General features: G+C 69.3%; 23 protein-coding genes. 6 read left to right on the top strand and 17 right to left on the bottom strand.

The window, feature by feature from the left end; genetic code table 11:
* Positions 1-7: 7 nt before the first annotated feature.
* The 7 genes from AC1DCT_RS11710 to AC1DCT_RS11680 all read right to left on the bottom strand — a co-directional run bounded on the left by AC1DCT_RS11710 (position 8) and on the right by AC1DCT_RS11680 (position 7,681).
* Complete coding sequence (locus tag AC1DCT_RS11710) at positions 8-1,090, bottom strand: ImmA/IrrE family metallo-endopeptidase (protein ID WP_477429332.1); 1,083 nt, start codon at positions 1,088-1,090, stop codon at positions 8-10.
* A 13-nt stretch (positions 1,091-1,103) separates the two neighbouring features.
* A complete protein-coding gene (locus AC1DCT_RS11705; RefSeq protein ID WP_477429330.1) occupies positions 1,104-1,346 on the bottom strand; it encodes a type II toxin-antitoxin system RelE/ParE family toxin in 243 nt (80 codons plus the stop codon).
* A 164-nt stretch (positions 1,347-1,510) separates the two neighbouring features.
* Positions 1,511-2,032 carry a hypothetical protein gene (locus AC1DCT_RS11700; RefSeq protein WP_477429328.1) on the bottom strand — a complete coding sequence of 174 codons (522 nt, stop codon included), beginning with the start codon at positions 2,030-2,032 and terminating at the stop codon, positions 1,511-1,513.
* Positions 2,033-2,098: 66 nt separating this feature from the next.
* Positions 2,099-2,854, bottom strand: a complete 756-nt coding sequence (locus AC1DCT_RS11695; RefSeq protein ID WP_477429326.1) for a hypothetical protein — start codon at positions 2,852-2,854, stop codon at positions 2,099-2,101.
* Positions 2,851-4,011: a restriction endonuclease subunit S gene (locus AC1DCT_RS11690; protein WP_477429324.1), complete on the bottom strand. Its 1,161-nt coding sequence runs from the start codon at positions 4,009-4,011 to the stop codon at positions 2,851-2,853. Before AC1DCT_RS11690 ends, AC1DCT_RS11695 begins: the two co-directional genes overlap by 4 nt.
* Positions 4,008-5,660: a class I SAM-dependent DNA methyltransferase gene (locus AC1DCT_RS11685; protein ID WP_477429323.1), complete on the bottom strand. Its 1,653-nt coding sequence runs from the start codon at positions 5,658-5,660 to the stop codon at positions 4,008-4,010. The genes AC1DCT_RS11690 and AC1DCT_RS11685 overlap by 4 nt, the downstream gene beginning before the upstream one ends.
* Before the next feature lie 8 nt (positions 5,661-5,668).
* Positions 5,669-7,681: a hypothetical protein gene (locus AC1DCT_RS11680; protein ID WP_477429321.1), complete on the bottom strand. Its 2,013-nt coding sequence runs from the start codon at positions 7,679-7,681 to the stop codon at positions 5,669-5,671.
* Positions 7,682-7,875: 194 nt separating this feature from the next.
* Between AC1DCT_RS11680 and AC1DCT_RS11675 the strand changes: the two genes are divergently transcribed.
* Entirely contained in the window at positions 7,876-8,499 is a 624-nt protein-coding gene (locus AC1DCT_RS11675; protein ID WP_477429320.1) for a DUF4352 domain-containing protein, read from the top strand.
* 393 nt (positions 8,500-8,892) lie between these two features.
* Entirely contained in the window at positions 8,893-9,321 is a 429-nt protein-coding gene (locus AC1DCT_RS11670; protein ID WP_477429318.1) for a hypothetical protein, read from the top strand.
* Positions 9,322-9,414: 93 nt separating this feature from the next.
* Here the strand turns inward: AC1DCT_RS11670 and AC1DCT_RS11665 are convergent, their stop codons facing one another.
* From AC1DCT_RS11665 to AC1DCT_RS11655, 3 genes are all read right to left on the bottom strand, one after another.
* Positions 9,415-10,311: a DUF4238 domain-containing protein gene (locus tag AC1DCT_RS11665; RefSeq protein ID WP_477429316.1), complete on the bottom strand. Its 897-nt coding sequence runs from the start codon at positions 10,309-10,311 to the stop codon at positions 9,415-9,417.
* A 91-nt stretch (positions 10,312-10,402) separates the two neighbouring features.
* Positions 10,403-11,629, bottom strand: a complete 1,227-nt coding sequence (locus AC1DCT_RS11660) for a lactonase family protein (protein WP_477429314.1) — start codon at positions 11,627-11,629, stop codon at positions 10,403-10,405.
* Position 11,630: 1 nt separating this feature from the next.
* Positions 11,631-12,917 carry an adenylosuccinate synthase gene (locus AC1DCT_RS11655; RefSeq protein ID WP_477429312.1) on the bottom strand — a complete coding sequence of 429 codons (1,287 nt, stop codon included), beginning with the start codon at positions 12,915-12,917 and terminating at the stop codon, positions 11,631-11,633.
* Between the two features lie 262 nt (positions 12,918-13,179).
* On the opposite strand from AC1DCT_RS11655, the gene AC1DCT_RS11650 reads away from it, so the two are divergent.
* Both AC1DCT_RS11650 and AC1DCT_RS11645 read left to right on the top strand, forming a co-directional pair.
* The gene (locus AC1DCT_RS11650; protein ID WP_477429311.1) at positions 13,180-14,106 is read left to right on the top strand and encodes a hypothetical protein; all 927 of its coding nucleotides are present in this window, start codon (positions 13,180-13,182) and stop codon (positions 14,104-14,106) included.
* A gap of 123 nt (positions 14,107-14,229) precedes the next feature.
* Positions 14,230-15,228, top strand: a complete 999-nt coding sequence (locus AC1DCT_RS11645) for a DMT family transporter (RefSeq protein WP_477429309.1) — start codon at positions 14,230-14,232, stop codon at positions 15,226-15,228.
* A 60-nt stretch (positions 15,229-15,288) separates the two neighbouring features.
* Here AC1DCT_RS11645 and AC1DCT_RS11640 read toward each other — a convergent pair whose 3' ends face one another.
* From AC1DCT_RS11640 to AC1DCT_RS11625, 4 genes are all read right to left on the bottom strand, one after another.
* Entirely contained in the window at positions 15,289-16,716 is a 1,428-nt protein-coding gene (locus AC1DCT_RS11640; RefSeq protein WP_477229928.1) for a mechanosensitive ion channel domain-containing protein, read from the bottom strand.
* A 1-nt stretch (position 16,717) separates the two neighbouring features.
* Entirely contained in the window at positions 16,718-18,871 is a 2,154-nt protein-coding gene (locus AC1DCT_RS11635; protein WP_477429307.1) for an adenylate/guanylate cyclase domain-containing protein, read from the bottom strand.
* Positions 18,872-19,000: 129 nt separating this feature from the next.
* Entirely contained in the window at positions 19,001-19,966 is a 966-nt protein-coding gene (locus AC1DCT_RS11630; protein WP_477429305.1) for an AraC family transcriptional regulator, read from the bottom strand.
* Between the two features lie 119 nt (positions 19,967-20,085).
* On the bottom strand, positions 20,086-21,387 hold the full coding sequence (locus AC1DCT_RS11625; RefSeq protein ID WP_477429303.1) for an acyltransferase family protein: 1,302 nt from the start codon (positions 21,385-21,387) through the stop codon (positions 20,086-20,088).
* 176 nt (positions 21,388-21,563) lie between these two features.
* Between AC1DCT_RS11625 and AC1DCT_RS11620 the strand changes: the two genes are divergently transcribed.
* Positions 21,564-21,959: a DUF4190 domain-containing protein gene (locus AC1DCT_RS11620; protein WP_441976589.1), complete on the top strand. Its 396-nt coding sequence runs from the start codon at positions 21,564-21,566 to the stop codon at positions 21,957-21,959.
* A gap of 61 nt (positions 21,960-22,020) precedes the next feature.
* Here the strand turns inward: AC1DCT_RS11620 and AC1DCT_RS11615 are convergent, their stop codons facing one another.
* From AC1DCT_RS11615 to AC1DCT_RS11605, 3 genes are all read right to left on the bottom strand, one after another.
* A complete protein-coding gene (locus AC1DCT_RS11615; protein WP_440732824.1) occupies positions 22,021-22,692 on the bottom strand; it encodes a response regulator in 672 nt (223 codons plus the stop codon).
* Positions 22,689-23,939, bottom strand: a complete 1,251-nt coding sequence (locus AC1DCT_RS11610) for a sensor histidine kinase (protein ID WP_477429300.1) — start codon at positions 23,937-23,939, stop codon at positions 22,689-22,691. Before AC1DCT_RS11610 ends, AC1DCT_RS11615 begins: the two co-directional genes overlap by 4 nt.
* 210 nt (positions 23,940-24,149) lie before the next feature.
* A complete protein-coding gene (locus AC1DCT_RS11605) occupies positions 24,150-24,458 on the bottom strand; it encodes a hypothetical protein (protein WP_477429298.1) in 309 nt (102 codons plus the stop codon).
* Between the two features lie 40 nt (positions 24,459-24,498).
* On the opposite strand from AC1DCT_RS11605, the gene AC1DCT_RS11600 reads away from it, so the two are divergent.
* Entirely contained in the window at positions 24,499-25,464 is a 966-nt protein-coding gene (locus tag AC1DCT_RS11600) for an AAA family ATPase (RefSeq protein ID WP_441976632.1), read from the top strand.
* Positions 25,465-25,521: the final 57 nt, after the last annotated feature.

Raw genomic sequence — 25,521 nt, 5'->3', positions numbered from 1 at the left:
CGTGGACTCACTCTTTCGCTCCTGCATCATTCTGCAAAGGCTCGAAATCGACCCGTGTCTTCAGCTCGTGACCCCAGGCGTAGTCATGTGTGAGGTGCTGAGCGCGACCGAGCACGATGCTCGGCGCGATGTCCCATTCGTCTGCGAGCGCGCGGATCGCGACAAGGTCTCGGCGATGCGGAAGCCGAATCTCCTCGGCGGCCGGGATCAGCACCTCGGACGCGAACGCATCCGCCTCCTGCTCCGCCGCAGTGCCCTCGCCGTCGAGGTAAAGCTCGCGGTCACCGTGGAGCATCACGTGCCCGAGCTCGTGGAACAGGGTGAACCAGAGCTGATCATCGCTCTTCCAAAGCAGGGAGAGCTGGATGACCGGATGCCCGTTGACCCAGCGCGTCGCGCCGTGGATCCCGAGGCCTGGCACGCCCGGGATCAGGCACAGCACGACGCCAATCGCACGCAACGCCGCGATCGCCGCCTCGATCGCGTTCGTCGGATCCTCACGGGTGGATCGGCGCAGCTCGGGGATCAAAGTCTCCAGCCCGTCGCGGTCGAACTCGGGGACGTCGTGCAGGCCGTCGTGGTGGCGTTCGGCGAGGGCGAGCCAGGTGACCAGAGCTTCACTGTGATCCCGTGCGATCGCCGACCTGCGATAAGCGACGACTCCTTCACGCCATGTGACCTCGTACGCGTCCAGGCTCGCGACGCCGAGAATGGCAAGCAGCTGCCGTACGGTCTCGGCCTGGTCGCGCGATCCGGCGGTGATGTACGACCACTTGCGCAGGTACGGCAGCGGGAACGCCTTCGCGGCGGCATACTGACGCTCCAGGTCGGCGACCTCCTGCAGACGCGCGAGGTCTTCCCGGTATCCGCTCTCGTACTGGTTCCAGATGCGCGCGGGCACACCGGTGACGCGCTCGAGCGCGAGCGCGAGGCTGTGCGACAACGGCGCCTTGCCGTGCAGCAGCTCACTCACATGCTTGCGACTCACCCCCAGCCGACGCGACAGTTCTGCCGCGTTGATCCCCTCGGTCTCCATCCACTCCGCAATGAAGTCGCCGGTGGTGACGACATAGTTCGGCTGTGCAGTCATCTCTCCGCTCCCTTCAGCGTCGGTGATAGTCCTCGATTTTGAGCACGAGAACCGTCACGATCTCGCGATCCACCGGAGTAACGATGAGACGCCAGTTCGCGGTCAAACGCGCCGACCACTCCCCTGTCCGGTCCCCCGTCATCTGCTCCCAGCGGCCTGTACCCAGCAACAGGTCGTCCATCTGCACGGCGCGCCTCAGTTCAGCGATCCGCAGCTTCAGGGCCTTCGTGACCTGGGCGCCGAGCTTCTTCTGCATGGCGCGTTCGTCCGTGCACGTCTTCTCGAGCTCTCGCGTCGCGTACTCCAGCTCCATGTGTTACCTAGATCGTAACATTCTGGACAATGCAGAGGAAGACCTGCGCCAGATGTTCATTCGAGCCTCCGCTTCCGTTCGTCCTGCGATCCCGCCGACCTGGCACCTCATTCGCGCGCCTTCAGGTACAAGAAGAGTCCGCCGAGAACGAATGCGAGAACGACGGCGCCGACCGTCGCGGGGATCCAGGACGCGAACCGATTCAGGGCGTCATATCCCGCCCCCACGAGCACACCTGCGCCGATGAGGATCGCCGGCACATAACCTGCCCAGGACACGGGAGAGCCACCCAGTTGCACGGCACCCCACCACACGAAGAAGAGGGCGACCGCGACCCACGGGATCACGACCCACCACACGACCGGGTGGGTATAGACGTGGCGCATCATCGTGCCGGGCAAGATCAGCAGCACCCCCGCGGCGCCGAACGTCGCGAGGACGAGCAGGATCCAGATAACCATGCCGTGTCGCGCTTCGTTGGCATACGCGGCCACGAAGGGCGCGGCGAGGGCGATAAGCACCGCAGCGACACCGATCGCCACCGCGATGAGCCATCCCCAGACGGTCCAGTCCTTGACGAACTGGACGGCGACGTCCTCTGTCCGTATCCGCAGCGTCGCGTTCGTCATTGTCAGTACATGGTCGTGGTTCATGATTCCCCCCGGAAGTCAGTTTGTTCGTGTGCTCGGCCAGTTTCAGATGGATGGGTCTGCCAGATTTTCGGGTTCGCCGTCGGCCCAGATGTCGCTATTGATCTCGATCGCGCGTGGCCACGCGGTGAGGCCGTAGAGTGCACGGCGCCAGCGGATGCGACGGCGGAGGTGCATCTTGTCGTGCGCGACCCGAGCACGCTTCGTCTTGCGCAGGTCGAGGCGCGACTTCCATTCGTCGTAGGTGCGAGTCAACCACCAAGGATTGGCGCGGACTTGGTCGTTGTGCCCGAATCGCCCTGCGGCGACGAGCGCGTTGAACCGCTCGTCCACGGCGAGGCCCGTGTTGAGAGCGAGCACCTCGGCCACCAACATCGCGACCACAAAGCCCAAGGCGACGAGATTGGCGGATCCGGCGTGAGCTTGCGTGCCGATCACATTGAAAAGCACTGCCCCACCCGCGAACACTCCGAACAAGATCCAGTAGAAGGCTTGACTACCGCGCCCCATTCGCCGACTCGCCTCGTGAGCTTCGACCATGATCCGGGCCTCGGTGACCCGGGCAGCGAACTGCGATCGTTCTGGCCCCTCTGGCACGTCCTTCAGCTGCGCAAGCGCCTCAGTCAGTCGCGCGCGCCAATAGCGCGCGGTGGCGGGCGATCCCGGGAGCCTGCCTGATCGATTGACAAGCCACCCCGGGATCGTCTTGATCGCCCAGATCACGACGGTGAGAAGGATCACGACAATCGCCGCGCTCTGCGGTCCCCACCATGATGTGGCGAGCTGCCCGACGGCGTTCATGTCGAAGCCTCGACGATCTTCTCGGCGTCGCGCACGCGCAGCTTGCCCGACATCAGCTGCGGGAGGAGCGCGTCGCGCGTTGCCGCGAGAGTGCGGTTCTCGACCAGGGCGGCGAGAGCGGCATCGCGAATCCCATCAAGTCGACCTGCCAGCTCTTTCGCCGACGGCCCGGATGGCCACGGAATCTCGGTTGCGGCAAGGTCCTTCCAGCTCGTTCGCGGCATTCGCGTTCCCTCACTGGCAGCCACCACTGCCTGCACGACTCGATCGCTCGCAACCGCTGCAAGCATCACGGATGCCATTGCCGGGTCGAGGGCGCGCACGACGAGCACATCAGTCGAGCAGATTCCGTTCATCGGAGCGGACACGACCTTGTGGAAGTACGGCCGAAGCTTTCCGAACAAGACGTCGGCACTTTCGAAACTGGACTTGCCGCTCGTGACGTCCCTCGCCGAGCCGAAGTCAGTGAGCCACATGGTGCGCTTCTCTATGTGCTCAAGCCCGACGTAGGGGGTAGTCGGTTCGACCGCTCCCGGATCGGTAGCTACGCGCGGCGAACCAGCAACTTTCCCTACGGTCGTGAGAACGATGTCGGGCCACGCCTCGTACTCGGCCCGCATCAGGGCATCGCTGGCCTTGGCGACGGTAGTGTTCGCGGCGATCTTGTCGTCGAGTGCGCCCAGCACCTCGGCGATCGCCTGCTGCTCGGGGAGAGGTGGGAATGACAACCGAATCCGCGCGATGTCCTTTACGTTGAGGCTGCTGAAGACGGCGCCGACGTTTCTCAGGCGCTCGACTTCGCCCCACCACTCAGGGCTACGCACTGCCCATCGGAGGTAGTCCTGGTCGACATTCCGACCGTCCGACCTCAGCAGGACGAGGTTTTGGCCTATGGCGCACTGGACGTCCGGGATGGGAGCTGAGTCCCCAACCCGGCCCCGCCTCGTAACCACGATGTCGCCCGCACGCGGCACAGTGCGGCGAGTCCATTCGGCCAAATCGTCACCAGAAATGCGGCGAGTCGTTGCCAGGACGACGCGTCCGTCTTGAATGTCCGGGATGGCGATGTAAGGGTGCCCCCGCTCCTGCGCCGAGGGAGTCTTGTGCTCGCAGTCGAGGACGGCGACTCCGGCGTCTGACAATGCCGAGATCGTCATGACACCCTCCCCAGCTGTTCACGTACGACGTCCGCAAGCCGCGCGGACTCGGCGAACTGCGTCTCGAGCTCGGCGCGCAGGCGAGCGAGCTTCTGCTCGATCGGCTCGCCGTCGTCCTCGACTTCCGCGGCGCCGACGTAGCGGCCCGGGGTCAGCGCATAGTCGGCGGCCTTGATCTCGGCGAGAGTGGCGGAGTGGCAGAAGCCGGGGATGTCGGCGTAGGCGTGCGACGTTTCGTCTCGCTGCGCTCGCTCAACGACCGGTCGGAGCGTTCGCTCTACGACCGGCCGGCCCATCCACGCGTGGAAGGTGCCGGCGATCTTGGCGATGTCCTCGTCCGACAGGGCGCGCTCGGCGCGGTCGACCATGTGGCCGAGGTTGCGGGCGTCGATGAACAGCACCTGTCCGGCGCGCTCACCCTTGTTCTTCGCGAAGAACCACACGCACACCGGGATCCCCGTCGACCGGAATAGCTGGGTCGGCAGCGCGACCATGCACGACACCAGATCCGCCTCGACGATCTCGGCGCGGATCTGCCCCTCACCGCCCGAGTTCGACGACATCGACCCGTTCGCCATGACGACGCCGGCCTGCCCGCTGAGCGCGAGCTTCGACAGGATGTGCTGGATCCACGCGTAGTTCGCGTTGCCCGCCGGCGGCACCCCGTACTTCCACCGCGGGTCGTCCTCGTTGCGCGCCCAGTCCTTGATGTTGAACGGCGGGTTCGACATCACGAAGTCGGCCTGCATCTCGGGGTGCAGATCGCGGGCGAAGGTGTCTCCCCAGCGCGGCCCGAGGTTGCCGTTCAGGCCGTGGATCGCGAGGTTCATCTTCGCCAGGCGCCAGGTGCGCTCGTTAAGCTCCTGCCCATAGACGGAGATGTCGGATCCCTCGCCGTGATGGGCATCGATGAACTTCTCCGCCTGCACGAACATGCCGCCGGATCCGCACGCCGGGTCGTACACGCGCCCCCGCGTCGGCTGCAGCATCTCGACGAGCACCCGCACCACACTCGGCGGCGTGAAGAACTCGCCGCCCCGTTTGCCTTCGGCTGCGGCGAACTTCTCGAGGAAGTACTCGTACACCTCGCCCAGCAGATCCCGCGCGCGGCGGCCGCTCGAACCCGACTGCCCCTGTGCGGCGAACCGTGCCGAGTTGAACAGGTCGATCAGCTCACCGAGGCGGCGCTGATCGACGTTGTCGCGGTTGAAGATGCGCGGAAGAGTGCCGGACAGTTGCGGGTTCGCCTGCATGAGGTCTTCCATGGCCTCATCGATCAGCGCACCGATCGCCTTGATGCCCTCGCCGAGCGCCGGATCCAGACCCTTCGCGTTCTCTGCCAGAAAGCTCCACCGCGCGCGAGCCGGCACCCAGAACACCCCCCTGCCGGTGTACTCGTCGGTGTCGTCGATGAGCGCGGCGACCTGGTCGTCGTCATAGCCGTCGGCGTGCAGCTCGGTGCGGATCTGGGTCCGGCGCTCGTCGAAGGCATCCGACACGTATTTGAGGAACACCAACCCGAGGATCACGTCCTTGTACTGGGACGCATCCATGGATCCGCGCAGCTTGTCCGCCGCTTTCCAGAGCGTGTCCTTGAGCTCCTTCATGGTCGAAGGCGCCTGAGGAGCGGCTTTCTTCGTACGAGGCATGATTCCCTTCATTGCGTTTCGGATGCCGAGTCCGCGGCATCATCGGCGAGTGAGACCCGGCCGGAGGCGACTCCGGCCGCGAGCAGTTCGGCATAGGCGTCGAGAGCTTCGATGCGGCGCGCCAGCGCATCGCGCTGAGCGGCGATGTCGGCGAGCGCCGTTCGCAGCCCCGCGCGCGCCTGAGGCGACACGCGACGCAGCAGCCAGCGCCGCCAGGATCCGGCACCGCCGCTCGCGCGTTCGATGTCGGCGGCCACGAGCTCGGGGACGAGTCCGCCCGGATCGGCGGAGTCGATGCGCAGGACGCGCGCCGGATAGGCAACGACCTTGGATCCCTCCGGGTCCACCCACGCGCGCGGAGTCGGCGCGGTGCGGAAGACGACGTCCCCCGCCAGGGTGAGCTGCGCCGACGGGTGCGCCGCCGCGAACGCCAGCGGATCCACGTGCTTGGTTCCGATCGAAGCGACGTCATCGAGATCGCCAGCGCCGACGACGACAAGACCGGAATCACCGAGCTCTTCGGCCTCCACCCGAGTGCCGGGGCGCACGCGCAGGTGACGCTCCGCAATGAGTGCCCCGATGGTCGCCGCAGGCACGATCGGCGAGGGCGGGGAGGCCACGGTCGGAGAGGACGCGTGCGCATCCTCTCCAAGCCGTTCCCGGGCCACATCCAGGAGCGCGGGCAGGTCGTGCGGGGCGGGCTCGCCAACGCGTGCCGCGATCGGCCGCTGCACGAGCGTGCCATTCGCCGCGATCAGCGAACTGGTCCGCGCCATGCGCGTGAAGCGGAAGGAGTGGGCCCTCACCTCCTGCAGACGTCCCATCGCCGCCCGCACGTCGCTGACCATGTCGGCGCGCGCGGCTGTGGTGAGCGCCGCGCCGCTGAGATCCGCGACCGCCGTGTATCGATCGGCGAGGGGCAGATCCGCGACCGCCGTGTATCGATCGGCGAGGGGCAGATCCGCTGCTTCGCGCCCGAGCACCCAGACGGCGAGCTGCTCGCGCGGCGACGACGTCACCAGCCCGACAGGAAGTTTCACGATGGCACGAACGAGCCCTGACCGCAGGACGTCCGCGCGCACGCCCGCGACGGAACTCGGCACCGCATCGGTCAGTGCCGCAGCGGGAGCGATCACCAGCGCCCTGTCGTGGTCCTGCATCCCCAGCGCGACCTCGTCGAGCGCCTGCAGCATCTCTGACGTCGAGCGGGCGCCGACCGCGGGCAGCCGTCCGACGAACAGGCGGGCCGCGGGGCGCTCGCTCACGACAGGGCGGAGCGTGATCCCCTCGCACAGCAGACGGCGCCGGATATCGCGGCGCTCGGAACCCGGCGCGACGCCGAGCTCCAGGTCGTCGCGGACGTGCGCCATCCGCGCGGCGAGCCCCGGGGCCACACCGGCATTCAGGACCAGTTCGCTTTCGCCCTCGGCGGCGAGCGCGTGCGCCAGCGCGACGAAGAGATCCTCCGCCTCGGCAGTGAACGCGCCGGCCGACCCGTCCGCGGCACGCACAGCGACGTGACGCCCTTCAAGCAGCCGGGAAGCAGCGAGCGGTGAAAAGGCCGCGTCGGACAGGAGGTCCGCCCACTCCGCCCACGCCGGACGGCTCTCGGACAGCTCGCTGAGCAGGCAGGCGTCGTCGGCGTCGAATGCGGAGGCGCGGGCGCGCAGTTCTGCGCGTGTGCTCGCGCCGACAGGCTCGCCAGAGAGCGCGCGCAGAGCGAGCAGCGCGTCGACCACGCCCAGGTGCGTCGCATCGGCGATGTCGAAGTCGGCCGGTGCCGCCGCGGCTGCCGAATCGGCGACCGCATCGGGATTGTTGCCGTGACTCGTGCGCTCGAGCCAACGGGCGACTTCGATCGCATCGAACACGGCGCGGCCGCCCTTCTCCGCGACCATGGGAGGGAAGGCGTCGGCCGATGCTGAGAAGCGAGCACGCCACATCGACGCCACCGGGCGCCGCACATCGGCCAGCCGGGCTACCCCGGCGAGGTCGATGAGGAGCGGTGCACGTGTGGTCATGCCGTCAATGTACCGAGGATCCCCGACATTTCGCCCTTTGTGCTGATAACCCCCCTTATCGATGCCGGTCAAAAGCGTTGACGCGCCCGGCGGCATCCTCATACTCGGCAGCATCTGAGTGCTGCTCCGACAGGCGGGGATCCGCTGGGGAGTCACCCGCCTGTCTGTTCTCTTCTCCCCGAACGGAGCACGACATGAACAGGTTCCCTCTTATCGCCGCGGTATCCATCGCAGCGGCCCTCGCACTCACGGCCTGCTCGGCCCAGAGGCCCGCCGACTCCGGCAAGACGCCTGGGTCGTCGTCCGTGGTCGCCACTCCTGCTTCCCCGGCACCCTCCGCCAGCGCGGGCTCGGAGTTCGGCGCGAGCGCGAAGAGCTCCCGCGGCAACCTCGTGAAAGAGATCGGTCAGATCGCTGGAACGACGTCGAGCGCCACCAACGCCGTGACCTCGCGCTTCACGGTGACCGACATCACCATGGACATCCCGTGCACCAGCGGGTTCCAGAGTGCGCCCAAGAACGGGCACTACGTGGGCATCCATCTCAACGTCGAGACGACGCCGGAGCTCGCGCAGGATCCCTACCCCTCCCTCTCCTTCACACCGTTCGAATGGCAGGCGTACGACGCCGAAGGGAAGAGGTTGAACGATCCCCAAGGCAATGCCTACTCATGCCTGGACCAGGGGGAGCTGCTCCCGTCGCAGATCGGACCCGGACAGAGCGTGTCTGGATGGATCGTGCTCGATGTCACGTCAACCACCGGGGCCCTCGTCTTCGCCATGGCCGGCGCCCCTACCGGCTGGGAGTGGAAGTACTGAGTCGCCCTGGGATCCGGCATGAACGCGGGCTGTCGACGACGGTGCCGGGGCTGACGTTCCAGTACTCGATCGCGTCGCCCACGCTGATGGGCATGGGGCGCGACGCCGACTACGTGTTGGAGCACCTGCTGCGACCGGCGCTGGTCGTGAGCGCGGAAGGTGTGAGCACCCGGTGCTCTAGGCTGAGCCCGACGACCGTTCGGGGGACTTCGCCGGTGACACACGACTTCTACGCCGCTGCCGAGGCGCTGTCGGATCAATCCACACCGCCCGCGACGGGCCTGACTTGCGCATTACCCGGATCGGATCGCCCCTCTTTCGCGTGAGAGCCCGTCGGCAGTGGCACGCCGGTTATGGATCGCCGATGTCGGTGGACCCGCGGATGATTGCGGCATGTCGAAATCTCGCTCACCGTTGGTCTCGACCGCGGTGCCCTTTGTAAACCATCGGGTGCTCGAGGAGGCAAAGCAGTACCTCCCTCGCGACCCCCACGAGATGTTGAATGTCGACCGTGTTGCTGCGTTTGTTGAGGGCACCAAGGAATCTCCGAATGTGCGTCTCGCAGTCCTTGGCACCCTCCGAGCGCACAGCATGAACGGCGCAGAGACTCCTTCGGCGGTGGTTGCGGTCCTCCTCGCCGCGATGGCGATTCTCGTTAGTTCGATCGCTTCATCGTCGGATTTTGGAGTCGCGATCGCATGGGTCTTTGCCATCGGTGGCGTCATTCTGGGCGGATGGTTTGCGAAGCTTGCCTTCGCCGCTCACGCCCGACGCATCACCTGTGGCGTTTGGCTTGCCGCGTACGAGGATGCGCTTCGCTAGGAGACGCAAGCTCGTGGATTGACCCTCAGCGCTCCGCGGAACGTGCTGCTCGGCAGCGCCCTGGATCGTTCTTCGCACGGTTGAGGGTTCGAACTAGGCGTTCTTCGCGATCATGGATCGCACGAAGCGCTGCGTATCGATCCACCCATCGATGTCGCCGAGTGCGTCATCAGGAAGAGTCCAGTCGCTCGGCAACGCGACGAAGGAACGCGCGGCGTAGATAGTGCGCTGATTCACCTGCTGAGCGGACAGATACTTGCGCGCGTCACCACGATGAAGGTGAAGCGCTACCTGTGTCGTGAGCGGAATAGTGAACGACATCGCCTGATGCTGCGGCACTCCAATTCCGTGCTTCGCCCAGTTCTTGGCGGTTCTGTCGTAGGCCGCCTCGTACTCGGGCGCGACCCCGTACTGGGCCGCAAACCCGTCTGATACCACGAGGCAGGGCTTCTCGTAGCGAAGCACATCCCACCTGAGATGGATCAAGACGGAGACCATCGAGTCCCATTGATCTTTCGGTCTCGCGTGCTCGTCCTTCGATGACTCCCAGGCACCGAGTACATTTCGGGCCGTGACGTCAAGGATGGCGGTTTGTACTTCGAGAGCGGATCCCGTCATCGACTCCGCTTCAAGTCTGGATTTCAAGTACCCCATGACCGCGCGGCTTCTGTTGTACTGCAGGCTCGCGAGCCATGGAAGCGACGGATAGTCCTTGACATGGACCGTTAGCTCTTTCGAGGCCGTTAGCCTCGCGATATCGCCTGCGGCCGCTCCTTCGAGACTCGACATCCATTGCTCCAGGAAATCGCGGTCCACGGTCCCATCCGGACGGACGCGGTTGTGACCGCCCTTTACCTGCCCGAGCCCCAGCGTTCTCGACGTGTAGGTGGCTTCGCGGTCAATGGCGAACACGCGGAGGCGTCCGTCGGAGGATGCAAAGTTGCGGAGCAGCATCTGCGGAACGAAGTGATGCTTCTTGGGTGCCGCCACGTCCTCAGTATCGCGTGTCGCGCTCATTCGCGGCGGTAGATGCGCGGCACGAGCTCTGCGGGGTAGTCGCTGGTTCGCGCGAGGTGCCGCGTCAGCGCGCGAGCAGCAGGTGCGTCGGCGTGGGGGCGGGGGTGCGGTGGCGCACGCGGCCGGGGGCGCCGGTGCGCTCGTCGAGGTCGAGCACGCTGATCTCATCTGAGCGCTGGCCCGCGACGAGCAGCGCCCCGTCGTGCACGAGGTGGTGGCGCGGCCAGTCCACGCCTGCGTCGGCGAGCGCGAGGGGTTCGACCCGCTCGCCGGATCCGCGCACGCGCAGCGCGGCGATCGTGTTGCTGCCGCGCACTCCAGCGTAGAGCGTCTCGCCGTCGCGGGAGCGGCTGAGCTCGGCCGGGTAGTCGTGCCCGGGCGTCACGATCGCCGACACCGGGGTGCCGGAGATCAGCCTCCAGTGCCCCTCGCGATCGGCGGCCAGCGTGAACAGCTCACACGAGTACTCGGTGACCACGTGCAGGTGCCCGCTGGGATGCACGACCATGTGCCGCGGCCCGGATCCCCGCGGCAGCACGACCTCATGGTCGAGCGTCAGTCCCGACGCCGCAGGACGCCAGATCCGCACGAGGTCGTAACCGAGGTCGGTCGTGGCGATCCGCCCGTCGGGCAGGAAGGCGGCGGCGTGCGCGTGCGAGACCCGGGGATCGCCGTTCGGATCCAGGCGGTTCGGATCCGAGGCGTACGGGTCGGTCGCGGCCCCGGCACCCGCTCCCAACCGTTTGGCGGGAGAATCGCCATTCGGCTGGGCGGATCCGGACTTTTCTCCAGCCGAACGGCGCAGCTCCCGCCATTCGGCCCGATCGTCGCCGTCGCCGCTGTCGCCGGCTTCGTCCGAGCCCTCGCCGAACAGGGCCGCCCGCAGCTCGGCCGCCTTGTCGCGCGCATCCGGCACGAGCCTGCCGGCCGCGTCCAGCCCGATCCGCACCACGCGGCCGTCGCCGTAGCAGCTCGCGACGAGGAACCGACCGTCCGGGGCGACGGCGAGGTGACACACGTACTGCCCCGCAGCGACAGGCCGCCCGAGCGGCCGCAGGGCGTTCTCGCCGGTGCGCGCGAACGCGGCGACCTCGCCGGATCCCTCGAGCGCCGCATAGACGACGTCGAGCGTCGGGTGCTGCGCCAGCCACGACGGTGACGGCGCGGGCGCGACCGCACCGCGGTAGGCGAGAGTCGTCGGACCGTGTCCCTCATCGACAGCCAGCACGCCGATGCCGTCGGCCGGCCCCTCCATGTCGACGCCGTAGCCGCCGACCCAGAACCGGGTCACGTCAGTCGACGAGATCGTGCCGGACGATGACCTGGTCGCGCTCCGGCCCGACACCGATCACCGAGATGCGGGTGCCGCTCATCTTCTCCAGCGCCAGCACGTAGTCCTGCGCGTTCTTCGGCAGGTCCTCGAACCGGCGCGCGGAGGAGATGTCCTCCTGCCAACCCGGGAAGTACTCCAGGATCGGCTTCGCGTGGTGGAAGTCGCTCTGGTTCACCGGCACGTCGTCGAAGCGCACGCCATCGACGTCGTAGGCGACGCACACCGGGATCTGGTCGAGCCCGTCGAGGATGTCGAGCTTGGTGAGCACGAGGTCGGTGATGCCGTTCACACGGGTCGCGTACCGCGTGATCGGGGCGTCGTACCAGCCCACCCGGCGCGGACGCCCCGTGGTGGTGCCGAACTCGAAGCCGCGCGCGCGCAGCCAGTCGCCCTTCTCGTCGAAGAGCTCGGTGGGGAACGGACCGGATCCGACCCGCGTCGTGTACGCCTTCACGATGCCGACGATGCGATCCAGACGGCCGGGGCCGACGCCGGATCCGGTCGCCGCGCCTCCGGCGGTCGCCGAGGAGGACGTCACGAAGGGGTAGGTGCCGTGGTCGACGTCGAGCATGGTGGCCTGGCCGCCCTCGAACACGACGACCTCGCCGCGCTGCAGCGCGTCGTCGAGCAGGTGGCCGGTGTCGGCGACCATCGGTCGCAGCCGCTCGGCGTAGGAGAGCAGGTCCTCGACGATCTCGTCGCACGTGATGGCGCGACGGTTGAAGACCTTCACGAGGAGGTGGTTCTTCTGGTCGAGCGCGCCCTCGACCTTCTGGCGCAGGATGTTCTCGTCGAACAGGTCCTGCACGCGGATGCCCACGCGGTTGATCTTGTCGGCGTAGGCCGGTCCGATGCCGCGGCCGGTGGTGCCGATCATGCGCTTGCCGAGGAAGCGCTCGGTGACCTTGTCGAGCGTGCGGTGGTACTGGGTGATGATGTGCGCGTTGGCGCTCACCTTGAGACGCGACGTGTCGATGCCGCGGGATCCGAGGGCCTCGAGCTCGTGGAACAGCACCTCAAGATCGATCACGACGCCGTTGCCGATCACGGGGGTGACGCCGGCCGAGAGGATGCCGGAGGGCAGCAGGTGCAGGGCGTACTTCTCGTCGCCGACGACGACGGTGTGCCCGGCGTTGTTGCCGCCGTTGAACTTGACCACCCAGTCCGTGCGCTCGCCGAGCAGATCCGTGGCCTTGCCCTTGCCCTCGTCGCCCCACTGGACGCCGACGATCACGATTCCTGGCATGGGTGCATCCCCCTTGGGTGCGGCCGGTGGCCGCCGTGCTTTTCGCCGGGTTTGCACCGGCTGATGAGCTGGCCCGATCGGGCGGAGCCAGTCTATCGGAGGGCGCCGACCGGCCGCGGGGCAGTGGCGCGCGGCCGGATCCGGCGACGACCGGCACCGCTCGGAGAGGCGCCTGCACGACGACGGCCGAGGAGAAACTCTGCGGCTGCCGGTAACGTGAAGGACGCGGGGCCGGCGCCGTGCCCCGACGGAGACCACCACGATGACAGAGCCGACGGATCAGCCCTCCGCGGGCCCGCACGCGTCACCCGCGGCAGCCACGCGTCGTGAGGCGCGCCTGCTCCGCGAGTCGCAGGAGGCGGCGTCGCTGCGGGGACCTCAGCTCGCCGCGCCTCTCGCGGCGCCTCTCGCCCCTGCCGGGGCGACGCTCGCCGACACCCTGGCTCTGCCCGTCGCCGCGCCGATCGAACCGGCAGTGCCAGGGAAGGCCGCGCCCGGGAACGCAGCGTCGCGGCGTCGGGTCGCACTGTGGGTGTCCGGCGCCGCCGTGGTGCTGTGCCTCGGCCTCGGTGCGGCCGGCCTCTGGCTCCCGCGCACGCCGGGCGATGCCGCGGCCGGTGGCCAGGACATCTCCGCACCCGGGGATCCTGATCCGCGCACTCAAGGCGGTTTCGAGGGCGGCGGGTCCCCGACGCCCGCCGGACCGACCTCCCCCGCGGCGCCTCCCTCGACGACCCCGCCTCCCGTCGAGACCGTCGTCGCGCCCGCACCCGATGCGCCCGCCCCGGACGGTGACCCCGGGTCGCTCCCGCCGCAGAGCATCCCCGCTCCCGACGCGCCCGGCACCCCGGCGCCCGCACCGGCGCCGGCACCCGCGCCACCGCAGGCCGCGGCCGCTCCCGCGCCCCTCGCCTTCACGGGGATCACCCCGAATCAGACCGTCGGCCTGCTCGGGATCCGGATCCTCAGCAGCTACACGCTGAGCCTGTCCGGGCAGCCCCGCTCGACCGCCTCCGTGACGTACGGCGGCGCACCGGCCGGATCCGTGACGTTCGACGGATCCGGCCGCGCATCGATCACGGTCGGCGCGGGCGCGCTCGATCTGGGGATCGGGAATCCGATGATCACCGCCGCATATGCGGACGGCACCGCAGGCGAGCCCATCCAGGCCCGCCGCAACTCGATCTGACGGGGTGCGGGCGCCACGCCACGACCGCGTGCGGTCCTCCGCCGGGGCGCCTGGCGGGATCTCGGTGGCCGATGGCGGCCGCCGTGCTCGACCGATGTCGGAGGTCTCTGCGACGATCGAAGCATGACCGAGACCACCCCGGAACGGATGCGGGGCCCCGCGCAGGGCGAGGGCACGAGCACGCCCGCTCCACGGCGCAACGGCACCTTGGTCCTCACGGCGGCGTTGGTGACGGTCGTGCTCTGGGCCTCGGCGTTCATCGGCATCCGCGGCGCCGGTCCGCATTTCGATCCCGGCGCGCTGGCACTGCTGCGCATGGCGGTCGGCACCATGGCCCTCACCGTCATCGCGCTGAGGCGCGGGATCCGCCTGCCGTCACGACGGCTCTGGCTGCTCGTCGCCGTGTGGGGCGTGGGCTGGTTCTGCGTCTACAACCTGGCGCTCAACGCCGCCGAGCACACCCTCGACGCCGGCACCGCCGCGATGGTGGTCAACCTGGCGCCGCTCATGGTGGTCGTCTTCAGCGGGCTGTTCCTGCGCGAAGGCTTCCCGAAGCCGTTGCTGATCGGAGCGCCGATCGCCTTCGCGGGCGTGGTGCTCATCGGCCTGAACTCCGGGGCGAAGAGCGGCGTCCTCGACATCGCCGGGCTCCTGCTCGCACTGCTCGCCGCGGTCATGTACGCCGGGTGCACGCTGCTGCAGAAGCACCTGCTGAGCGCCGGCGCCGACGCGACCACGCTCACCTGGCTGGGCGCGGCGGCCGGCACGATCGCACTGCTGCCGTGGACGGGCAGCCTCGTCGGGGCGCTGCAGACCGCCCCGCTCGACGCGACCCTGTGGGTGGTCTACCTCGGCATCTTCCCAACCGCGATCGCCTTCACCACCTGGGCGTACGTGCTGCAGCGCAGCACCGCGGGGCAGACCTCCGCGACCACCTATGTGGTGCCGGCGATCGCGATCCTGCTGTCGTGGCTGATCCTCGGCGAGGTGCCGACACCGCTCATGTTCGTCGGCGGCGCGCTCTGCCTGCTCGGGGTGCTCGTCACGCGGCTGCGGTGGCGGCGTGCGGCGCAGGCATCCGCCGACGGAACCCCGCCCGCCACCGAGCAGGACCCCGACTGACGGCGGTACCCCCTGCCAGACCGCACTCCTCGCCACGGAAGAGGCGCCTGACGGCCGGCCTCAGCGCGGCCGGATCTCCCCCCGGGCCAGGCCGAGGGCGGCGATCGCGTCGGCGGCCGCCGCGCGCTTGAGCTCGAGAGACTCGCCGATCTCGGCCGCCAGCCGCGGATGCGTGCGGATCAGCTCATCGATCACGGCCAGGGGGATCCGCAGCACCGTCAGGACCTCGACCGCCGAGATCGTCACCGTGGTGCGCTCACGGGTCAGGGCCGTCTGACCGATCAGCTCGCGCGGGCCGGCATCGCCCACGGGGATCCGCGCGTCCCCTGACTCGAACTGCATCACGACGCGGCCGGACACGATCAGGCGCACCTCGTTCGGCACGATGCCGGCGGGCAGTACGACCTCGCCCACACCGTACCGCTGCAGAGTCGCGCCCGCGCGCACCAGCTCCCGCCCCGCGTCATCGAGGTGCAGCACGGGAACGGCCTCCTCGATCGCCGCGTCGAGCATCGCCGGCTCGGCGATCGGGTCGGTGGCGTCGCCGTCGAGGGCGAACCCGCGCCGCCGCGCCGCGTACCAGAGCCACGAGAGGTAGAGGGAGAGCGCACCGGAGGCCTCGGCCGGTGCCGAGATCGGGATCGACACGGCGTACTTCGCGGAGCCGCTGTACTCCGCAGTGGCCCGCTCGTCGCGCCACCGCATCGGCAGGCCGTCGGCCAGCTGCACCAGCAGCGCCATCACCTCCTGAGGCGGATCGTCCGTGCTGAACGCCATCGACGCGGTCGCGTAGTACGGCCCGGCCGGTTCGCTCATGTTCGTGAACGAGGCACCGGAGAGCGTCGAGTTGGGCACGATCTGGATCCCGGATCCGGTGTCGATGTGCACCGCGCGCCAGTTCACCTCGACGACGCGCCCCTTCACCCCGCCGGTGTCGAGCCAGTCGCCGATCTTGAACGGCTGCTCGAACAGCAGCAGCAGTCCGGAGACGACGCCGCCCGCCGCGTTCTGCAGCGCCAGGCCGATGACGATCGAGGTGACGCCGAGCGCGGTGAACAGCCCGCCCACGTCGGCATCCCACACCCAGGAGAACAGCATCGCGAGGCCGACCACGACCAGCACGAGCCGCGCGATCTCGACGAAGATCGACGGCACCCGATGGCGCCAGGATCCCTCTTCGGCGTTCGCGAACAGGACCACGTTGAAGGCCGAGAGCACGAGCAGGATCAGCAGGAAACCGAAGATCGTCGCGACGACGCGCACCCAGACGTAACCGTCGTCCTTCTGCCCGATCGCGAAGACGAGCAGCGCGAACAGCGCGCCCGCGGGGACCACGGCATTGCGCAGCAGCGCGATCGGCTTGGCCATCGGGTTGCCGCGACGGCGCAGGGCTCCGAGCAGCTCGGTCAGCCCCACCAGCAGCACGGGCACGCCGACCGCGAGCGCGATCAGCCACCAGGTCCAGCTCTGCTGGAACACGGCGCCCACGTCAGGCCACCTTCCACACGGTCTCGGCCTTGCCGCGCACCTCGACGGTGCCCGCCTCGATGTACTCCACCAGCTCGGCGGTGCGGTCGCGCACCTGCTGGCTGACGTAGATGCCGGGGTCGCCGCTGACCGAGCGCACCCGGTACGCGAGGTTCACCGCATCGCCCCAGAGGTCGTAGGCGAGGCTTGTGCGAGCGACCAGGCCGCTCGTCACGGATCCGGTGTCGACGCCGGCGCGGAGCCCGATCGACGTGCCGTACTGGGCGTTGAACCTCTCCAGCACCTCGCGCAGGCTGCGGGCGAACTCGACCGCGCGGCGCACGTTGTCGACGCGCGGCACGATGAGTCCCGACGAGGCCAGGTAGCCGCCGTGCAGCGTGCGCACCTTCTCGACGCCGGCCCGCTCGGCCGCTTCGTCGAAGCCGCGCATGAGCACGTTCAGCTGCGCGATCTCCTCTTCGGCGCTGAGCGCGCGGCTGTGCTCGTCGAGTCCGATCAGCTCGGCGAACACGACCGACACGTTGTCGTGCGCCTCGGTGATCGCCTCCTCCCCCTGCTTGTACTTCTCCGCGACGCTCTGCGGCATGAGCGTGTGCATGAGCTTCTCGTTCTCGGCGCGCTGGTCGTCGATGAGCTGCTGCTTGATCCGCAGGCTCGACGCCATGTCGTTGAACGCACTGCCGAGATCGCCGAACTCGTCACGGGATCCGGCCGGCACCTGCACATCGAGATCGCCCTCGGCGACCTGGTGCACGGCCGTGACCAGGCGGTTGATCGGCCTCGTGAACACCTGCGCGAGCACCAGCGAGAGCAGGGCGACCGCGAGCATGATGCCGAGCAGCGAGATCAGCACGATCCGCGTGAAGTCGTCCACCGGCGCGAACGCCTCGCTCGAATCGATGCGCGCGACGACGACCCAGTCCAGACCCTCCACGTCGAGCGGTCCGTAGCTGACGACGCTCGAGGCGCTGACGTAGTCGGATCCCTCCAGCGTGCCGCTCTTGCCGCTCTGCGCCCTGGTCACCGCGTCCCCCGTGATCGGCTGGATCAGCACGGTGCCCTTGACCGCGACCGCGCGCTTCGCCGCCGACGGCGGGGTGCCGTGGTCGATCACGCGCTGCGCGTACTGCTTCGGATGCTCGACGACCTCGCGCGACGTGCTGCGCATCAGCCCGTCCCGTCCCACGAGGTACACCTCTCCCGTCGTGCCGAGCCCCTGGTCCTTCCACCCGTTGCTGCCGGTCATGACGTCGTTCACGAAGCTCAACGGCACCTGCAGCGCCATCACTCCGGTGATGCCGGTGTCGTTGCCGACGGGGGACACGATCCACATCGAGGGCACTCCGAGCGAGGGCACCCAGCGCTCGAAGTCCGTCATCACGACCGTGTCGACGGAGTTGGTGGCCACAGCCTCGCGATAGGCGTCGGCGAGCTTGGAGTCGCGGAACGGCCCGGTCTCGAGATTGGTGCCGAGCTCCGGGCCCTTGTACGCGGTGTATACGACATCACCCGTGAGGTTGAGCAGCATCACATCCTCGTAGCCCGCCTGGTGGACGAGGCGGGTGAAGTAGTCGCCGTAGCGCACCGCGGCGGCCGAGTACGCCGACCCGTCGCCGGCATCGTCGTTCTTCAGGTTCGCGTCGTAGCCGGCATCGTCGAGCGTCGTGTTGCGCACCGTGTAGTGCGCCTGCAGCCACTGGCCGGCAGGGGACGCCGGAACGAAGGCCTGCTTGCCGTACGTCTCACCCGTCTTCTTCTCGAGGGTCGGCACGAACGTGTCGGCGTAGTAGCCGTCGAGCGCCGCATCCTGCGCCGGGTCGAGCGTGCTGCTCTGCAGCTGGTCGAAGCCGTCGTTGATCGCCTTGGACATGTTCTGCGCACTGAGGTTGCGCGAGTTCAGGGATGCGGTGCGCTGGACGTCCTCGAGCGCGACCTTCATCTCGTGCGTGCGCATCTCGCGGATCGTCGTGAGCTGGTCGATCGAGCTCGCATGCAGCGAACTGCGGCCGTTCAGGAACCCGATGGCGCCGATGATGAGCGCGGAGACGAGGCTCACCGCGAGCAGCATGATCAGCAGCTTCGACTGGATGCTCAGGCCTGCCCGGAGGCGACGCCTCCTCGGTACACGTTCCGCGCGCGATCCTTCGACGTCCATCCGCCCCCCTTTGAGCACAACTCCTCGAGCAAGACTCCCGGTGGCCACGCTGTGGCACTCGAACCGTACCGATATAACGGTCGGGCCCGAAAGAGGAGAGGCGCCGCGCCTGCGTGAAACGTCGGACGTTCAGAGGGTTGCGGGCCGGTGTCGCGCCCGGTACTCGGACGGCGTGACGCCGTGCGCACGCCGGAACGCACGGGCGAACTGATCGTCGCCGCCGAACCCACTCAGCCGAGCGATGGCCGCGATCGTCAGATCCCGCGTGCGCGACCCGGCGAGAAGGGTCGCGGCGTGCCGGATCCGTGTGGCCCGCAGCTGCGCCCCCGCGCTCAGATCCTCGCCTTGGAACAGGGTGTGCAGGTAGCGCGGGCTCACCCGCAGCTCGTCGGCGAGGGCGGCGACGCCGAAGGAGGGATCCGCGAAGCGGTCGGCGATCGCGGCCTGGGCACGCTCCCGGTACATCGCCCTGGCGTCATAGCCGGCATGCACACGATCGGCCGCCTCGTGCAGCACAGCGAGGGCGAACTCCCGCAGGGCGTGGCCGACGTGGCTGGCCGAGGCGGCCGGAACCGGGTGCGACCCGCTCGTCACGGAGCGCAGGATCTCGCGGAGCACCGACGCCGACGGTGTGACCTCCCAGGAGCGACCGGCCCACGCCTCCGGCGCGTAGCCGTGCGCGAGCATCAGGCGCAGCGGGAGGTACAGCTGGATGGATTCGGCCTCGTCATCGATCCGGGTGCGGAACGGGAGGCTGCCCACCAGCAGGCTGGCCGCACCCGGTTCGATCGTGCCGTGCCGGCCGGACTGCTCGATGTGCATGCGGCCTGACAGCACGAACCCGAGCTGGGCATACCCGGAGTACGGGTCATCGAGACGATCGGGAGTGCGCTCTGCGTGCAGATGGCGGGAACGGATGCGCGTCGCGAACATCTCGCCGAAGGTGGTCGTGGCGACGAGCGTGCGATGGTGATGCGGGCGCGGGCTCGACATGCGGGACGACACCGAGAGTCCGACGAGCCCCTCGGCGCCGGAGAACAGCGCGCCGCCCTCGAAGGGGCCTCGGCGTTCGAGCATGGCGTTGTCGACCGTCACCTCCGCACCGCCCTCCGTCGCCGCCCTCCCCTCTGGAAGCGTAGCGTCCGACGGATCCGACATTTCGTGCACGCGTCGATCGGGTACGGAGTCCGACACCGTCTCGGCCGGCTGGCTCGTCATCCGCGAGCGCGGCCCCCGGCCAGCCGCACCGCCGCGAGTACCAGGGCCACGCCGATCACCCAGGCGGAGGGAGCGGATCCGGCCACGAGGATCACGACGACACCGGCCACGCCCAGCGAGGCGGACGTCGTCGCACGACCGCTGCCGACCGAGATCGTCCGGGTCTCGCGCGCGGCCTCGCGTCGGCCCGCACGGACGACGACGAGGGCCACCGCGATCAGTGCCGCCGCGAACCACAGCGGCCGGCTCGCCCACCATTCGGCACTGAGCGGCACCGGCAGGGCGAGCGGCGAGAGCAGCAGAGCCCCGGCGAGCGCGACCACCACGAGCATGTGCCAGGAGTAGATCGTCATCGCCCTGGCGTTGATCCAGCCCACCGCGGATGCGGTGCGCGGACCCGCGGCCCAGGTGCGCAGCCGGGGGCGCAGGGCGAGGAACAGGGCGGTCTGCGCGACACCGGCGACCACGAGGATCGCCATCGGCGGGTTGAGCGCCGTGATGAGGTCGGCGGGGGCCGCGCCGGTGAGGATCAGCACGGCCGCCACGACGACTGCCGAGCTGGCGATCGCGAGCAGCGGTGCGCGGCGCAGCCGGTCGAGGGATCCGTCCGCCACCGCGAAGCCGAGCTGCTGCAGCAGCAGCCACACGAAGACCATGTTCACGAGTCCGATCGCGGTGACGCCGGTCGCACCGCGCAGGATGTCGATCGCGACGACCCCGGTGGCGAGCGCGACGACGGTGCGGATCCGGTGCCGCTCGTGCAGCCGCACCATGACCGGCACGAGTGCGGAGCAGCCGAGGTACACGCCCAGGAACCACAGCGGCTGACTGATCCGGAAGCCGGCCGTCGCGACGATGTCGGCAGGAACCCCGGCGATCGCGAGACCGGCCAGCACCACGGCGGTCGCCGCGATCGCGCCGGACGCAGGCAGCAGGAGCCGGCGCATCCGCCCCGCCACGTATTCACCGGTGGTGGCGCCCTTCGCCCGCTGCCGTGTCCACTGCGTGTAGGACGCGAAGCCGCCCAGCACGAAGAACAGCGGCATGATCTGCAGGATCCAGGTGAGCGGGGCGAACCCGTCCCAGCCCTCCATGGCGTTGCGCAGGATCGGGGATCCGTCGGCGGCGACGCTCACCCCGACCATGAGCGAGTGCAGCAGCACCACGACGCCCAGCAGGATCGCCCGCACGCCGTCGACGGCCGTGTCGCGCGTGACCTTCGCGGGGACGGGACCGGGAGCGGCCGTGCGTGCGGGCGGTGCCGGCGTGGAAGCAAGGATCGGGCTGAGGAGTGCCATGCCCCTACGGTCGGGCCCGGGTCACGGCCTCCGCGTCCCGCTGCGGAGCCGGATCCACCCCCTACTGCGGTATCACGATCTCGGTGTCGCAAGTTCGCGATAGCGCGCGCGAGTTCGACTCGACTGCGCTAGGAAAGGAGTCACGGCGCATCGCGTCGCACCGACCAGGGGGGATCATGACCTATCCGCAGGATCCGCAGCCCGGACCGCCCTATCAGTCCACGCCGCAGTATCAGCCCGCGCCGCCGTATCCGATGGTGCAGCACCCCGCGAACGGCCAGCCGTACTATCCGATGCCGGCCTACCTCGCGGCGCCGGAGCCCAAGGGCCTGAGCATCGCGTCCATGGTGCTGGCGCTCGTCTCGATCGTGTTCGGCTTCACGTTCCTCGTGCCGATCGCGGCGCTGATCCTGGGCATCGCCGGCCTGCGCAAGGAGCCGGCGGGCCGCGGAATGGCCGTGGCCGGCGTGATCATCTCGAGCCTGATCCTGCTGGTGTGGGCGCTGATCCTGATCCTGTTCCTCGCGGTCGGGCTCTCCGTGTTCGGCGTCGCGGTCTCGCAGACGGGCTGATCCGGGGGCGACGTCGGCCGACTGGGCCGGTCTCAGCCGACGGGCGCCACGGTTGTCGGCATCAGCCGGCGGGCGCCACAAGGCCGGCGTCGTAGGCGAGGATCACGGCCTGCACGCGGTCGCGCAGCCCCAGCTTGGAGAAGATCCGGCTCACATGCGTCTTGACGGTCTGCTCGGCGAGGAAGAGGTCGGCCGCGATCTCGCGGTTCGACTGCCCGCGCCCGATCAGCACGAGGATCTCGTGCTCCCGCTCGGTGAGCCCCTTCAGGCGCAGCTCGGCGTTGTTCGAGCGCGGACGGTTCTCCGCGAAGCGCTCCAGCAGGCGGCGGGTGATGCGCGGCGCGAGCAGGGCGTCGCCCGCCGCCACCACGCGCACCGCCTGCACGAGCTCCTCCGGCAGGGCATCCTTGAGCAGGAACCCGCTGGCCCCGGCCTGCAGGGCCTCGTGCACGTATTCGTCGGCGTCGAACGTGGTGAGCACGAGCACGGCGGGCGGCGTGCGGCCATCGCGCTCGGCGGCGGCGATGATCCGACGCGTCGCCTCGATGCCGTCGAGGTTCGGCATCCGCACGTCCATGAGCACCACCTCGGGGCGCAGCCGGCGCGCCTCGTCGACGCCCTCCGCGCCGTCCGCGGCCTGCCCGATGACCTCCAGCCCGTCCTGCGCCTGCAGGATCGCGGCGAAGCCCGCCCGGAGCATGGCCTGGTCGTCCACGATGAGCACCGTCGTCATGCCTTCTCCTCCCGTGGGATACGCACCTGCAGCACGTACCCGCCATCGCCCGTGACGGCGGCGGCGACCGTGCCGCCCATCGCCTCGACCCGCTCGCGCATGCCGCGGAGGCCGTGCCCTCCGTCATCCGCACGCGGCGCGGCCGTTCGCGTCGGGGCGGCGTTGCGGATCCTGATCCCGCGCTCCGTCGGCGTCTCGGTCCAATCGATCTCCGTCGCCGCGCCCGGAGCATGCCGGGCGACGTTGCTCAGCCCCTCCTGCACCACGCGGTAGGCGGTGAGTCCCAGCAGCGGCTCGCTCCGCTCGGCGGGGGTGAGCTGCCAGGATCCGGTCTCCGCGACGGGTGCGAGGTCGTTCGCCCGGGCGACGAGCGCCGGGAGGTCGTCGAGCCCCGGCTGCGGCGCATGATCCGCCCCGCTCTCCTCATCGCGGAGCAGCCCGAGGATCACGCGCATCTCCTTCATCGCGGACCGCGCCGTGGCGGCGACCTCGTCGAACTCGGCGGCCGCCTCCGCGGGCAGATCCGGCATCCGGTACCGCGCGCTGGCCGCGCGCACCTGGATCGCGGACATGCCGTGCGCGACCACGTCGTGCAGTTCGCGGGCGATGCGCGCCTTGTCCTGCACGGCCTCGCGGCGGGCGAGTTCCGCGGCGGTGGCGGCGCGCTCGGTCCGCAGCTGGGCGCGCAGCAGCGACCAGTTGCGGATGCCGAGTCCGACGAGCACCGCGCCGAGTGTGACGGCGGCGAAGACGACGAGATTCGCGATCACCGGTCCGTCGTCGGGCAGCGCGGGCGCCTCCACGGCGACCATGACCGAGGACAGCACGCTGAACGCCCATCCGGCGACCGGCAGCCACCAGCGCGCCCGCAGCGCGACGCCGACCCAGACCAGGGCGTAGGCGACGATGGTCGACGCGGCGATCGGCCACGGCTGTCCCGGGGCGGCCACGGCGAGTCCGGACAGCGCATTGCCCGCGATCAGCGCGAGCACGGTCGCCCACGCCGGCGCGAACAGCGCGAACACGATGGCCGCCGCCTGCACGAGCGACAGCAGCAGCGCCGCCGCGAGCGGGATCCGGTAGAGGGTGACGCTGAGCGAGGCGGAGACCGCGAGCTGTGCCAGCGCGCACGCGATCGCGACCGCCCAGATCGCGAGATTCGCGCGCCCCGGCGCCACGCGCAGCGGCAGGATCCCGAGGCGGCGAAACCCCGGACGCGCCGCAGCCTGCGGGCTCTCGACAGTCATGCCGCCCCCTCTCCACGGTTGCGTGCGGTCCGATCCACGCTACGACCTCCCACGCCCCCGCGCGTCACCCCGCAGTATCGACCTCGGGGCGGTGTCGTTTCGGTGTCGGCCTCACGTCGGCGGGGGCGGGCGCTTCCGGCGTTCGCGGCGGGGAACCCGCGATGGGTAGTCCTCCCCATGCCGTCGGGGCTGCGCTGGAGGTGCCGGCGGTTACGCTGGCAGAGGTGCGCGTCGCCGGATCGTGCACACGGGAAGCAGGGGGAAGCCGCACGTGAGCCAGAACAACGACGCCACATCCTTCGCCGCGCAGACGCCGCCCCCGCCGGCCAGCACGGTCGCGCCGCCCCCCGTGATTCCGCCCGCGCCGCCCATGCCGCCCGCGCCGAGCATCCGGCGGGAGCAGCCGGTGGCGCCGGCTCCGCAGCCGGCGACGACCGCGGCTCCGCCGACCGCAGCCCCGGCAGTAGCGGCCCCCGCAGCACCGGCCGCCGAGAGCCGCCCCAGGCCGGAAGCGCCCACCCCCGCCGCCGATGCGAAGCCCGCACCTACCGAGGCGGAGATGGCGCGAGCGCGGCAGATCCTCGACACCGTCTCCCAGGCCTACTCGGCCCGCATGGTCGGGCAGGAGCGCCTGCGCACGAGCCTGCTGCTCGCACTCATGGCCGGCGGGCACATCCTGCTCGAGTCGGTTCCCGGCCTCGCCAAGACCACGGCCGCGAGCACCCTCGCCGACACGGTCAAGGCCGACTTCAAGCGCATCCAGTGCACGCCCGACCTGCTGCCGAGCGACATCACCGGCACGCAGATCTACGACGCGGCGAGCGGCACCTTCCGCACCGTGCTCGGCCCCGTGCACGCCAACTTCGTGCTGCTCGACGAGATCAACCGGTCCAGCGCGAAGACGCAGTCGGCGATGCTCGAGGCGATGCAGGAGCGGCAGACCACGATCGGCGGCGAGATCCACCGGGTCCCTCGTCCGTTCCTCGTGATCGCGACGCAGAATCCGATCGAGCAGGAGGGCACGTACGAGCTGCCCGAGGCGCAGATGGACCGATTCCTGCTCAAGGAGATCGTCGAGTATCCGAGCCCGGCCGACGAGCTCGAGGTGCTCGCGCGCATCGACTCCGGAGCCCTGGATCCGGATCGGCATGCGACGACGACGATCTCGCTCGCCGACGTCGAGCAGCTGCAGGACATCTCCTCACGCGTCTACGTCGATCCGGCGATCCGCAACTACATCGTCTCGCTCGTGTACGTCACGCGTAATCCGGTGCCGTACATCGGCGAGACGCTCGGCGGCTACATCAAGTACGGTGCCAGCCCGCGCGGATCCATCGCGTTCCTGCAGGCGTCCCGCGCGCTCGCGCTGCTCGCCGGGCGCTCGTACGTGATCCCCGAGGACGTGCGGAACCTGCGCCACCTGGTGCTGCGCCACCGCGTGCTGCTGACGTTCGAGGCGGAGGCCGAGAACGTGCGCAGCGAAGACGTGATCGACGCCGTGTTCGGCGCCGTGCCGACCCCCTGATCATGGATCCGTTCGTCCGCGGCGCCCGTGTCGGAGATGGTTTTCGCATCTCCGAAG

It is taken from the genome of Microbacterium sp. 10L49 (assembly GCF_056395125.1).
The sequence above is the reverse complement of the archived record's forward strand: the minus strand, read 5'-3'. Positions and strand labels throughout refer to the sequence as shown.